Raw genomic sequence first — 13,853 nt, 5'->3', positions numbered from 1 at the left:
GAAATTTAATCATAATCGTTGATATAAAGATAATTATTTTACATCAATAAATACGGAGCAAACAATTGGAGCTCATGAAAATAAAACAGGCTTAGAAAGTGATTTCTAAGCCTGTTTTTAAGATGAAAATTTTTGAGATTAAAACTTTATCGTATTCAGATTTTTATCAACTAAAAATCCTTGAATAGCTTTCAATGTATAATTAATATCACGCTTCGCTCGTAATTTCAACACAAATAAATCTTCATTTCCATAGAGAGCCTTCTGATCTCCAACATGTACAAAAGTGGGATATAATACTTTTTCACCACTCGTATGCAAGCGATCATTTGTTAGATTATCCATATCTTTAACGGCTAATGCCTGAACAGAAACAAATTCATAATCTTGTGATAGATAAGGTAATCCAAAACTAATTGCATTCACAGATTTAAGATCTTTACCTTTGACCATAATTTCGATGATCTCACCTTTCTTATAATTTTGTTTTGCAGTTGATAAGCTAATTTGACCTGCCACTTTATCAACCTGAGCTTCTTTGATACCACCATCTAACTGAGTAGCAACAACAGAAATATCATAAGCATCTATTAAATCATTTTTATTAATATCGCCATTACTCACATAGCCTTCAAAATCAGCATCTCCTCTTTTTAGTCCGGTATAGTTTGTATAGGATGTCAGATCATTTCGATCAATCAAACGATCATTATTGATATCTCCTGGAAGATAACTTTCAGTACCAGGTACTTTAAAGATATAAAGTTCTCGGCCTGAGCCAAAACCACCTACACCTTCTGTAATTGCTAATTTTACAAATCGAGCAGTAGGTTGACCATCAAAATTGAAAGTTTTTACTTCATCATTATTTGCCCAATTAAAAACTCCCGATTCAGTCCAATTATCCTTATCTGCACTATAATAAACTTTACCTTTCAATACGATCCCATTGCCGCGTCCTGTACGTGGTAAATATTGAAACTTATCCAATTGATTCACTGATTTCAAATCTAAGATCATATCAAATGGTATGGCTTTTTTACCCCAAGCAGTGTGCCACATATTTCCTTCGTCAAAATCTAACAACTTATCAATACCAGAACCATCCTGATTTTCAGCTGTAGTTTCTCCTTTAATATCGCGAATAGCAAACTCCAATGGATTTGCCTTCGTCTTAGACTGAATTTCCGTCCAATCAGAAAAACCTTGTTTATTAACCGATCTCAATTTAAAAGTATATGTCGTTTCTGGGGCCAACCCCTCAAACAGCAATGCATTATCTTTTATTGTCGAATAAAGCATATTATTAAATTCGATTTCATAATAATCAGCATGGTCTACGCTACTCCAAGAAGGAGTCAATGTATATGCTGCTCTATGATCTTCAGTAACAAGTGCATGTTGAGGTGTGGTTAATGCTCCTTGCGAAATTCGGAATCGATTAACAGGTTCAAATTTGAAACCATCTAATAATAGATTGACCTCATTTTTAGTAATATCAGTACTGGCTAATTTAATATGCAAAACTGGATTTTTTACTATGATTTGTTTTTCGAACTCACTGCCCTTGGTTGCAAACTTATTCATATTAGGGGCAGCATCATAAAAATAAACATTTTCTTGGTTAATGAATTCGTTAATAGATTTCACTTCCACCAATTTAATTTTAGTTTTACCTATTGTAGCCTTTAACTTTTTAGGTATCTCTGTAACATTGATTCTAAATTCAGTTTGTTTATTTTTCACAAACCCATCAAAATCACCAGTCGTGCGATTTACAGTTACCGAAAGCTTATCCTGCTCACCTAAAAGAGATTCAATTAATGTCGAAGCTCCCTTTCCAGATTTATATCCTTCTGAAATACCATCATCATCATACTCCGTAAATGAGCTTTTTCCTTTTGGATAGATTTCATAAATACGAAGAGATTTATTGATTTCATGAACGTTATTATTTGGGTTTGCCATTGGAATAATAGAGCCATTTTTAACGAATAGAGGTAATTTCCAAATCGGAGAATCAAAATTATTAAGAATGACATTTCCTTCAAATTTATCTCCGCTAAAGTAATCAATCCAACTTCCTTCAGGTAAATAAATACCGTTACGGATATCATTCCCTTTATCATCAGATTTTGTAGCTTGATAGATTGGGGCCACTAGAAACGATGGACCATATAAATATTGGTACTGCGTGGCTGTCCCCTGTGTATAAACATTTGGATAGGTTAGGAATAATGCTCTGATCATTGGCAATCCATCTACTGCTTCCTTAGCTATACTATACGCATAAGGAATCAATTCTGATTTCAATTTCAGATAGTTTCGATTTATTGAGGTAACTGGCTCCCCCAATGCGTGTGGATATTTTTCGTTAGAACCCCACCCATCCATATTCAACTCCATTGGAGTAAAAGTTTTCCACTGGAAGTCACGAATATTGACCGCATTATTTTTACCTCCAAATATGCCATCCATATCTGAAGTAATATTTGGCTGCCCTGATAGTCCAGATCCCAGATAAGTGGGAATATGAAATCGAATATATTCCCAAACACCGCCTGTTTGATCTCCAGACCAAATACCAGCATAACGTTGAGTACCTGCCCAACCATCTAATGAAATAGTTAACGGTCTAGCTTCATTTCCGTAATAAGGAATGATATGACCGACATCTGCCACTCCATTCAATCCAAAGGAATAACCAGCTCCTACCCATGCCACATCAGTTTTAAGTACACGAACTCCTGCATCTCTTACTTCTTTAACAATATCACGTTGCAACAAAGCACTAATTTCAGATTTTGGGTGCAGATCAGATTGTGTCCATAGTCCAATTTCGACACCATTTTTACGAGCATAATCTCCTAAACTTTTTAAGTTCGCAATATTGCCATCTAATGTTTCTGTTTGTCCATAACCTGCTCCATAACCATCATTAGGCAATAACCAACCAAATGGCATATCATGCTTCTTATAACGGTCAATAACAGCACGAGCCGAAAATTGATAATTGTTCAATTCACCATTTAATGATTCCTTAATACCACCATTATCTTTTTGACCTTCTTTATAGCGCTTCCCATCCTCAAATAGAATTCCTTTTTCATCTTCTTTCCAGTAATCACGATTATAGGCATTCAGGTGACCTTGATAAAAACCAAATTTTGGAAGTAAAATTGGATTTCCCGTTAATTGATAAAAATCGTTCAATAAAGAAACTGCCCCGTCATTGATCATAAAGAAAACATCTAAATAATCACTATCATGTGTCAAATGAACTTGTCCTTTTTCTTTTGATCCAAAGTCATATTTTCCTGGTTTAAAAGTATGCCACATAAAACCATACCCGTTTGACGACCAGTAATAAGGAGTAGGTGAAGCTACTCCTCCATCGGTCCAACTATTTTGATTTTCAATGGAAATGACTTTTCCTTTATGAGAAAAACGACCATTCTGAACGCCTCCACCATAAAAATATTCATCAGTTTTCTCCTGAAGGCTTAAGGTAACTTTATTTTTTTCAAAGATAATAGGCTTCGTAAAAACAACTGCTTCACCTTTATTTTTCTCATTGATCACTTTCAACAAATTTGTGGTTTTATCAATCAGGATATTGATCTCCCCTGTAGCAATTATTATTTGATTGTTGGTATCGCTAAGATTTAATTGTTGAATGGGTTTTCTTGGATTTGATACCAATATTTCAGCAGCAGGTTTAGCTTCAGGATCTCGAATGATCCCCCCTCCATTATCCTGAAATAATCGAAAAATATGGTTACCATAAAAATCGAATGTCAAGCGCTGATTATTGGAAAATAAAACCTCTACAGTCGTAGCATTTATTTTTTTTGCACTGACAATAGTTAACATTGGGTTAGTTTGCTGCTGAATCGCCATTGTTTTAAAATGAGCCTGTGTCGGAGCAATACTTACCATTAAAGGAAATGCCAAAGCAAGCATCACCTTTCTGTGTTGTTTATACATTATATTACAATTTTGTGTTTTCTTATTTTATTTATAGCTGTTTAGACGTTAAATAATAGATTGTTTTAAAATTGTATTTTAGGTATGTAAATGTAGGAAAGAGATTTGAAAATAATAGATTGTATCTATTAAAATACATATTCTTTATTCATGATGAATCTACTTCAATGTCTTTGATCATTTTAATCACTATAAGTAGTTGCACTCTGTGATCTTATTAAATTATTTCATAGGCACCTATCTAGTTCTAAAAAACAAAAGGTCAACATGATGTATCTTCATGATGACCTTTCATTTCTGTATTTATTTTTCAACTACTTAGTCGGTGTAACAATACTAAAGAATTTCAATCCCTCATTTTTGAATCGATTATTCAATTCAATCAAAACATCATTTTTAAAATCTCCACCATTGGCTGGATTATCGATCCAACAACCTATACTCAAATAAATCATTTCTTCACTGATATCCTGAACACTAATACCTACCCCCATCTCAGGTTTACTATGGCTACTATGCCCAACAGCTTCCTTAATCCATAATTTCATTGTTTCCAGATCAGCAGAGCGGTCGACCTGAACGACAAAACTCGTCCTTGCATCATCATTTGACAACGTCCAATTGACGACCCGACCAGATAGTAAATCACCATTAGGGATGATCACTTCCGCTCCGTCGCCTGTATTCAAAACACTTGCACGAATACCAATTTCTTTTACGCGCCCTTTTTTATCAGCCAATTCAATACGATCACCTACCCGAAAAGGTTTATCGAAAGCTAAAATAATTCCAGACACAAAATTATTGATGATATTTTGCATCCCTAAACCGATACCAACACTTAAAGCCCCTACTATAACCGTTAGCTTATCCAAACTAACACCTAGAGCAGATATCGCTATAAAAAATCCAATGACTATTATAATCAACCTAAACAAAGGAAAAAGCGTCATTTTATGATCGTAATCCTTGCTTAAAGCTCCATTTTCGCCCCCAATCAAAAGTAAATTCAAATTCTTCTGAAACCAATTAGCTGCAGCTAATATGATAACAGCCAACGCTAGATTACCAAAATTAAAATTGATACCTCCGAGTTGGTGATTATTACTTAAAAACTTAGAAACAGATGTTGCTAATGAAGCTGCAAATTGCAAGTTATTTGCCAGTACAATAATCGCTAATAGAAGACACAAAAATTTCAGGGCATCGCCTGTAGCTTTCAATGCTCGTTCTTCATTGAATCGCAACCAAAAACCTTTTTTCACTCGATTTCTGGCGAATTGATTTTTGACATCATCTTTGATCATATGTATAAAAAACGTCAACGTAAAAGACTGGGCAAGCCCAACAGCGCCAGCAATACTAAAACTGCGAGAATGATCTACATATCCTAAAATATTCAAAAAGATAGCACCACCATTTAAAATGGCAAATATGATAAAAACAGGTAATTGAATATATCCGGCTGCAGCAGGGTCTTTAATGTGTTTCTTTAAATAAAAACCAATATAAAGAGCCACGATATTAAATATAATACAGACAATTCGCATGATAAGATCTTCACTTACAACAGAATTTACAAATACATCACAGATGTAAAACAACAATAGAAAACCAACAATTTTACCATGTTTTAGCGTAAATTTTTTCCGAAGTAAAATCCCAAAAAACACCATTAGTAGCAGTTGTGTTGCCTGAATAATTAACGTTGGAGTAACGATCGAGACAATGGGTAATAAGGTCAAAAATAAAATAATTGCTTTTCCAATAAGAGGCCATATATGCAATGGTAATTTTGCCTCTCTCTTACTATTGTTATCTCTATTTAAAACAAAGGCCGTAGATGTGATCCAATATAAATATGCAATAACCAAAATAATCAATAAAATCCTACTTGTCCATGCTGTTTTATTGACATAAGTATCTATTGACTTACTCTTTCTGTAGTTATTTTTTAAATTGTTTAAAATTTTCTCTTTTGTTACTGTTGTACTACCGGCTTTCCACAAAGAACTTTTCACAGTAGCTGAATCAGAAGGCTCTTTATTAATTTGTTTGCTAGCTGTTTCCTTTACACGGTGAGATAAACTATAGTAAGCTTTCAAATTTTCATTCGTAATATCAACAGAAACCTTTAACGAATCAATCTTACTTTGAACTTCCAGCTCGGCAGTCGTCAGATAATTATTCAATCTAGTACTCGTTTCACTCTGACTATACTTTGATCTAAAATCTTTCAATTGACTTAAAGTCAGGTGAAGACTTCGATTATAACTATCCAAACTTCCCTGAAAAGTATTCAAATCTGCTATTTGACTTCTAGCATGCATAGTCCATCTTTCTACAGAATCTGGAGGTAAGGTTCCTGAAAAAGCATTTACCTTTTCAATAAATTGTGTACGAAGATCACGCTTATGTACAGCTTCATTTTCTAGCGCGGCCGCACGAATATTCGTAATATATTTAACATTTATTTTTGACAGGTCCATTCGCAAACTATCGATAGCTGGATCTGACTGGACAATTGCAGTATCAATATGGCTACGTCGTACCCTACTCTCTCGACGACTTAAATCTTTACGATTTCGAGAATTCCCTGTAACAGGAGTACTTTTCTTTGCATTGCTAGTATCAACAAAAACCTGCGTAAAGCCGCTTTCCACAAAAAAAAGTAATAAAAATAATACTAAGATATATTTAGATTGTTTCATTTAATATGTACTATAAATTATAAACAAAGGTATGAGAACAAACATATGAAGTGTGGTCAAATTTGCAAAAATAATTAATTATGCTTGATATTGTAGGCACAAGCGTTATTAACTGCCAAAAAGCAATGGAGATCTACAGGATGCTAAAAATATGCGTAATGAAATGCGCGTTTCCGATATTTAAGTGTTATAAAGAATTTCGGAAAAATTGCATCCAGATCCTACTTTGAAAAATATGGAAGAAGATTATCAATTAATCCAAAAAGAAAAAAACGTGTTAATGCCAATTTAAGTATAGCGATTCAAGTTACACTAATTATAAGAACGACCACATTTATCAAAAGCTTTGGAAGACCTAAAAGCATGAGAAAAGCACCATTAAATACACTTATTTTCACTAAAAATCTCTCATTAATTAACATTAAAATCAAAATAAGTTTTTTGATAAGGTTCATTGATCAAAGTAAAATGCCACCATTCCTTAGCATAACCTTTAAAACCATATTTAGACATGATATTTTTCAATAACGTGCGATTCTTTTTTTGAACACGATCGATATCTTTACTATCAAAATGTGAAATAGAACCAAAAAAATCAAAAGGACTTCCCATATCTATTTCCTGGTGATCATGGATTGTAATAATGGTGAGATCAACAGTACTACCACGGCTATGCCCAGACTTACCTGCTATAAAACCTAGTTTAAATAAATTTCTTTTATCTAACTTTGGATAAAACTCCTTTTTACCCAAGGTATCATTAACATCGGTAGCCCATTTTTTAAAATGATCAACTGCTTTTTGAGGCCGATAAGCATCAAAAATTTTCAAAGCCATTCCTTTTTTATTCAATTCTTTCTCCACCTTTTCCAAGGCTTGAGTTGCAGCGGTACTTAGAATAAGGGTAGGAGAATCATAACCTTCAATTTTTTTACCAACAAAATTATGTGAACCATAATAGCGTAAGTCAAAATTGATTTCTGGTATAATATCTTGTACATAACTAAAGCCCTTTGGTAACTTTTGTTGAGCAAAGATAGTAGCATGACCGATACTCAAGATAAAAAGTAAGCAGAAGTATATTTTCATTAGATTCTTTAGCTAAAGTTAACAAAAAATAAAGGATAATGTTTAGTGAATATGCGAATAGAAAGTTTTGAAAAAACAAAAGCCAGTACAATATGTACTGGCTTTGGGTAAATGATGGGGCTCGAACCCACGACCCTCGGTACCACAAACCGATGCTCTAACCAACTGAGCTACATCTACCGTGTTTGTGCTACAAAAGTAGAACAATTATTGGTATTTAAAAACTGTTTCTAATATTTTTTTGCAATAAATTTTTACATCGTTCATAATTAATATTTTAAATTTCATTTATATGAACAGCACCCCAATTCGCAAGCTAATTTCTGATTATTTCCTGTCCATACTATCAACTTATTTAAAATAAAAAGTTATTAAATTGTTGAATTTATGGTAAAAACAATTCCGATTTATCGATTAACATGGCAATTTTTAATATATAACTTTAAGCATTATTTTTTAATATGGAAAACATGCTTATTTTTCTTAAATCATAGCATCTTTAAATTTGATCTTGAAAGCAATTAATAGAAAAAAAAGAGGAGCAGAAATAAACATGTCTTGCTCCTCTTAATCATACGTATCTTTCAGATTCTTGATCTTAAGTTTAGATTTTAAAACTTATAAAATATAGTTAATCGACCACACTTTGATAAAGTTGATCATATTCATATTTATATTTTTGCAAAATCATTTTCCGTTTTAATTTTAGTGTCGGTGTCAATTCACCTCCATCAATAGTAAATTCTTCCGCAATAATAATAGGCCTCTTAATTTGTTCCCAATTGCCAAAATGCTGATTTGCTATCCTAACTTCTTGATTTATTTTTTTTATAACTTTATCTTCTTTAAGAAAATCAATTTTAGATAATTGCACTAAACTTGGATCTTCTGATTTAAACCAATCTACCAAATGTCCATAATCAGGAACGATAAAAGCAGATGCAAACTTCATCCCCTCTCCTACTACCATAGCCTGTTCAATAAACTTGGATTCCACCAATTTTTTTTCAATAGGTTGTGGAGTGACGTACTTACCTCCAGATATTTTAAAAAGTTCCTTTTTTCGATCGATAATCTTCAAAAATATATCATCTTCCCAAGTGCCAATATCTCCAGTATATAGCCACCCATCAATAATGGTTTTACTCGTTTCCTCGGGATTTTTATAATACCCCATCATCACATTCGGTCCTTTGACTAAGATTTCGCCATCGCTCGCCAATTTGATCTCAACATCCTTCACTGCAGGACCAACAGTTCCAACACGAATACCTTTTAGATAATGATTAACAGAAATAAGGGGAGATGCCTCGGTCATACCATACCCTTCATAAATCGGGATTCCAGCTGCTAAAAATACACGTATCAATTTACTTTGTAAAGATGCGCTCCCAGACGCAACGGTTTGTAATGTACCACCAAGACCTTCATACCATTTATTCAGGACGAGCTTTCTGGCTAAATTCAATTTTAAATCATACACAAAACTTCTTTTTTCAGAAACTGGATCATACTTTTCTCCTACAGATACCGCCCAGTCAAATATCTTTCTTTTTATCCCATTCAGCTCATGCCCTTTTTTTATGATCTTTTCATACACCTTCTCCAGAATTCTTGGTACTGCAGTCATAATATTAGGTCTTATTTCCATTAAATTTTGACCGATTTTGTCAAATGACTCCGCTATATACACGGTAATACCGAGATAAAAATAAGTGTAGATAACCATTCTTTCATAGGCGTGGCAAGGGGGTAAAAATGTCAACCCTCTATCATATGCTTTACATGGTGTAATCTCAGTTGCAGACCTTACATTTGCAACAATATTATCATGAGATAACATGACTCCCTTGGGTTTACCTGTCGTACCTGAGGTATAAATCAATGTTACAAGGTCTGTTGATCTTACTTGATCTTTCAGTTTTTGAACTTCAATATCCTCTATATGTCGTCCAATTTGAACAATTTCACTCCAATTTCTGATTTGATCGTGTTCTTCAATACAAAAAATATATTTTAATGTATAAATAGAATCTTTAAGATTAACAATTCTTTGATACAGGCTCTTAGTACTCACAATAGCTACCCTAATTTCTGCATCATTAAAGATATATTGATAATCAGCGTCGGTTATATTAGGATATATGGCGACTACAACTGCACCTATTTGTTGAATAGCAAAATCCACAATATGCCATTGTATACCACTTTCTGCAATTAAACCAACTTTTTCATTTGGTTTAACTCCTAGTTCAATCAATCCTTTTGAAATAGTATTAACCTGATTTAGAAATTCTGTGGTAGTTAAAGCTTTCCAGTCACCCTTTGTTTTACTAGAAAACATGGCTAAATTTGGATATAATTCCAATTGCCGATCTATTAAATCAAATATTCTCAATTTTTGTTCCATTCCAATCTATCATAAATAGTGCTCGCCTTTAACGACAAGAATATCTCTTTAACAAAATATGAAGAGAATAAGTTCGCAAAACTAACTAAATAGTCCAAATAAAATAATAATGATGTTATTGTCCATAAAAAGACATTAAGATATAATACTATTAAGCTATTATTATCAAAACAAAAAAGGCTTTAGAATAAAATTCTAAAGCCTTTTCATATCCATTGAATAATTATTTTTTAGCCCAAGTTCTAAAAAATTCCATTACCCGATCTTTACTATAACTTTTACCATCTTCCAAAGCACCACTTTCTTGAATTTTGAGCACTTCCCCTTTACTATCCAAAACAATAAAAAAAGGATAGCCTAATTTTAATGAATCTGGAACATATTTTTGAAACACATCGTCATTTTTATTCTCTTTAGAATAATTGAGATGATAGTACAAATAATTATTTTGTAGATACTGCTTAATATCTGCTGTCTTATGAATATAATCATTGAATCTCAAACACCAGATACACCAATTGCCACCTGCCTGAATAATGATATGCTTTGATTCTTTAGCTGCCTGAGTGATTAATTTGTCCAAATCCTCTTTGGCATTCGCTTCTGGATCATATGGAAATGATAACGTATCTTTCTCTACTACTGACTTTGTTTGCGCATTAGCTTGTTGAATGCTGATACAAACAAAGCATAGCACAATGACTTTTATAATCCTTTGCATATAAAATGACTCTACTTAAATATAAAATCAAATTTAAAGAAAGGAGATTTAAATAAAGAACATCATGTACCTATTTTTTTAAGCATCTAACACGGTTTCAAGTTCCATACTATAAAAATACTCGACCTGTTCCACCATTTTTTTACTGCCAATCACTATAGGAACACGCTGATGTAATTCAGTAGGTTGAATATCTAAGATACGATCACTACCAGTTGTAGCCTTTCCTCCCGCTTGCTCGATAATAAAAGCCATTGGATTACACTCATACATCAAACGTAACTTTCCTTTAGGAAAAGATAACGTTTCAGGATAAATAAACACTCCACCACGAATCAAATTACGGTGAATGTCAGCAACCATAGAACCAATGTAGCGTGAAGTATAAGGTCGATTGGTATCAGAGTCTTCAATTTGACAATATTTGATATAATTCTTAATAGCTTGCGGAAATTTAATATAATTTCCTTCATTAATCGAATAAATCTGTCCATGCTCAGGAATCTTCATATTAGGATGAGATAAACAAAACTCCCCTATTGAAGGATCTAACGTAAATCCATTCACACCATTGCCAGTTGTATATACAAGCATCGTTGATGAGCCATAAATTATGTAGCCAGCAGCTACTTGTTTTTTTCCCTGCTGAAGCAATTCATCAGCCATCGTCACTTGCTCTTTGCAAGCTCTCCTATAGATAGAGAAAATGGTTCCCACTGATACGTTTACATCTATATTTGACGAGCCATCTAACGGATCAATACAGACCATATATTTTGCATTTTTAGAAACATAATCATTAGATAGATCAATACCTAACTCATGTTCCTCTGAAGCTAAATAACAACATTCTCCACCTCTTTGCAGGGCTGAAATAAATTGAACGTCGGCATATACATCCAACTTTTGCTGTACTTCACCTTGGATATTCATATCGCCATGGACGCCCAATAAATCAGCTAACCCTGCTTTATTGACTTCTCGATTAACCAATTTTGCAGCAATAGCGATATCTCGAAGTAATCGAGATAGCTCCCCCTTCGCAAATGGAAAATCCGCCTGCTTTTCAATAATAAATTGACCTAACGTTTTCATATATCAATTATTGATTTAAAATAGCTTATATATTAAACGGTTGTAAAGTAGGTGTCTTGATACTTTTTAAAATTATTTTCAAAAAGTAATTTAAGCGCCTTAGCCTGCTCGTCATAAGCTTCATCATTGTTCCACAATTGTTTAGCACCTAAAACCTGTTGTGGTACTTCTTGACAAAATGTTGGATATTTTAAACCAAATATGGGATGCAACTCCATTGGATATTCTTCTAGTTCTCCCGACAAGGCTGCTTGGATTAAACTACGTGTATAAGATAATTTGATTCTACGACCAACACCATAAGGACCTCCTATCCAACCTGTATTCACTAACCATACTTTTGTATCAGGATTCTTTTTTAACCGATCTCGCAATAGTTCGGCATACTCCATGGGGTGCAAAGGCATAAATGCTTGTCCAAAACAAGCTGAGAATGTCGCTGTAGGCTTTGAAACACCCATTTCCGTACCAGCAACCTTAGCAGTATAACCATTAATAAAATAATACATCGCTTGTTCAACCGTCAACTTTGAGATGGGAGGTAATACACCAAATGCATCCGCTGACAAAAAGAAAATATTATGAGGAGCATCAACCAATTTAACATCTCTGTAAGAAGAAACATAGGACAATGGGTATGAAACGCGCATATTTTCGGTTATACTAGCATCTTGAAAATTAGGTATAGTCGTACCTTCATGAAATTTAATATTTTCCAATAGTGAGCCTGACCTAATGGCTCCACAAATTTCTGGTTCATGTTTAGGATCTAATCCTAGGCATTTTGCGTAACAACCTCCTTCGAAATTAAACACACCATGATCTGACCAACCGTGTTCGTCATCCCCTACCAAATAGCGGTTGACATCTGCAGATAATGTTGTCTTTCCCGTACCACTTAATCCAAAAAATAATGCGGTATCGCCTTCTTTCCCTACATTAGCAGAACAATGCATAGATAAAACCCCATCTTCAACTGGTAAAACAAAATTGAGAATTGAAAAAATACTTTTTTTAATCTCTCCAGTATACCCCGTACCAATAACTAGAACAACGTGACGTGTAAAATCAATAGCTACACAATTAGCAGCATGAAGTCCCAATTTCTGATAATTTGAAACTTGAAGATCAGAAGCTACTAGCACCGTCCAATCTACTTCCGTATTTTCAATAACAGGGTTTGAAATAAACATATTAGAAGCAAAAAGATCCTGAGTTGCTTTTGTCGATACAACCAGAATGTGTTTTGCTAAATCATCACTCGATACAACTTGGCAGTCTCTTACGAAAAGTTCTTTAGCCGATAGGTAGTTGGTAGTTAAATCATATAATCTATTAAAGATTTGTTGAGTAATTGCTTGGTTAACTTCATTCCAAAAAACTCTACTTTCAGTGATTTCATCTTGTACGATATATCGATCTTTTGGCGATCTACCTGTAAATTTTCCAGTCAAAATATTCAAAGCTCCATTTTCGGCAAGAGAAGCTTCTCCATTTTGGATAGCATGCGCAATAAGGGCGGTTCTATCCAACTGACAAAATACTTCTTTAGGTTGGTGGATTCCTAAAGTAGCTAACTGTTTAATCTTTGATAAAGTCATACTTTTGTTTTAAAATATTGTCCAAATCTAGCTAAATTTAATAGATAGATACAAACAAAATTTAGCTTATTGTTTAAATTACACAGGTTTAAAACACTGAAAAAGAACAACTTGTGATTGCAAATAAAATTAAAATAATTTCAAAAGCTAAATTAAAACAAAAAAATAAAGTTAAATAATGCTAAAATAAATTAGAATCCATAAGTCAAAACGAAGCCCTTGAAAATTATCTTAACAAG

Annotated in this window: 7 protein-coding genes and 1 tRNA gene; all 8 read right to left on the bottom strand. The window is 33.5% G+C overall.

Annotated features, from left to right (window positions below; translation table 11 throughout):
- Positions 1–138: 138 nt before the first annotated feature.
- Positions 139–3,987: a TIM-barrel domain-containing protein gene (locus C8N37_RS00635; protein ID WP_108157083.1), complete on the bottom strand. Its 3,849-nt coding sequence runs from the start codon at positions 3,985–3,987 to the stop codon at positions 139–141.
- Positions 3,988–4,301: 314 nt separating this feature from the next.
- Positions 4,302–6,698 (bottom strand): mechanosensitive ion channel family protein, encoded by a 2,397-nt coding sequence (locus C8N37_RS00630; RefSeq protein ID WP_108157082.1) that lies wholly within the window; start codon positions 6,696–6,698, stop codon positions 4,302–4,304.
- A gap of 411 nt (positions 6,699–7,109) precedes the next feature.
- On the bottom strand, positions 7,110–7,787 hold the full coding sequence (locus tag C8N37_RS00625; RefSeq protein ID WP_108157081.1) for a M15 family metallopeptidase: 678 nt from the start codon (positions 7,785–7,787) through the stop codon (positions 7,110–7,112).
- A gap of 106 nt (positions 7,788–7,893) precedes the next feature.
- A tRNA-His gene (locus C8N37_RS00620) sits at positions 7,894–7,967 on the bottom strand.
- Positions 7,968–8,418: 451 nt separating this feature from the next.
- Positions 8,419–10,197: an AMP-dependent synthetase/ligase gene (locus C8N37_RS00615; RefSeq protein WP_108157080.1), complete on the bottom strand. Its 1,779-nt coding sequence runs from the start codon at positions 10,195–10,197 to the stop codon at positions 8,419–8,421.
- 223 nt (positions 10,198–10,420) lie between these two features.
- Positions 10,421–10,918, bottom strand: coding sequence for a thioredoxin family protein (locus C8N37_RS00610; RefSeq protein WP_108157079.1), 498 nt, complete (start codon positions 10,916–10,918; stop codon positions 10,421–10,423).
- A gap of 78 nt (positions 10,919–10,996) precedes the next feature.
- Positions 10,997–12,013 (bottom strand): class 1 fructose-bisphosphatase, encoded by a 1,017-nt coding sequence (gene fbp, locus C8N37_RS00605; RefSeq protein WP_108157078.1) that lies wholly within the window; start codon positions 12,011–12,013, stop codon positions 10,997–10,999.
- A gap of 32 nt (positions 12,014–12,045) precedes the next feature.
- Entirely contained in the window at positions 12,046–13,614 is a 1,569-nt protein-coding gene (gene pckA / locus C8N37_RS00600; protein WP_108157077.1) for a phosphoenolpyruvate carboxykinase (ATP), read from the bottom strand.
- Positions 13,615–13,853: the final 239 nt, after the last annotated feature.

Origin of the sequence: Sphingobacterium faecium (assembly GCF_003054045.1) — a bacterium.
Classification (GTDB): Bacteria; Bacteroidota; Bacteroidia; order Sphingobacteriales; family Sphingobacteriaceae; genus Sphingobacterium; species Sphingobacterium faecium.
This window is presented reverse-complemented; position numbering and strand designations above follow the sequence as displayed.

Excerpts from the sequence above, each read along its gene's own strand:
- C8N37_RS00635 (WP_108157083.1), bottom strand. The coding sequence starts at position 3,987 with ATGTATAAACAACACAGAAAGGTGATGCTTGCTTTGGCATTTCCTTTA.
- C8N37_RS00630 (WP_108157082.1), bottom strand. The coding sequence starts at position 6,698 with ATGAAACAATCTAAATATATCTTAGTATTATTTTTATTACTTTTTTTT.
- C8N37_RS00625 (WP_108157081.1), bottom strand. The coding sequence starts at position 7,787 with ATGAAAATATACTTCTGCTTACTTTTTATCTTGAGTATCGGTCATGCT.
- C8N37_RS00615 (WP_108157080.1), bottom strand. The coding sequence starts at position 10,197 with ATGGAACAAAAATTGAGAATATTTGATTTAATAGATCGGCAATTGGAA.
- C8N37_RS00610 (WP_108157079.1), bottom strand. The coding sequence starts at position 10,918 with ATGCAAAGGATTATAAAAGTCATTGTGCTATGCTTTGTTTGTATCAGC.
- fbp (WP_108157078.1), bottom strand. The coding sequence starts at position 12,013 with ATGAAAACGTTAGGTCAATTTATTATTGAAAAGCAGGCGGATTTTCCA.
- pckA (WP_108157077.1), bottom strand. The coding sequence starts at position 13,614 with ATGACTTTATCAAAGATTAAACAGTTAGCTACTTTAGGAATCCACCAA.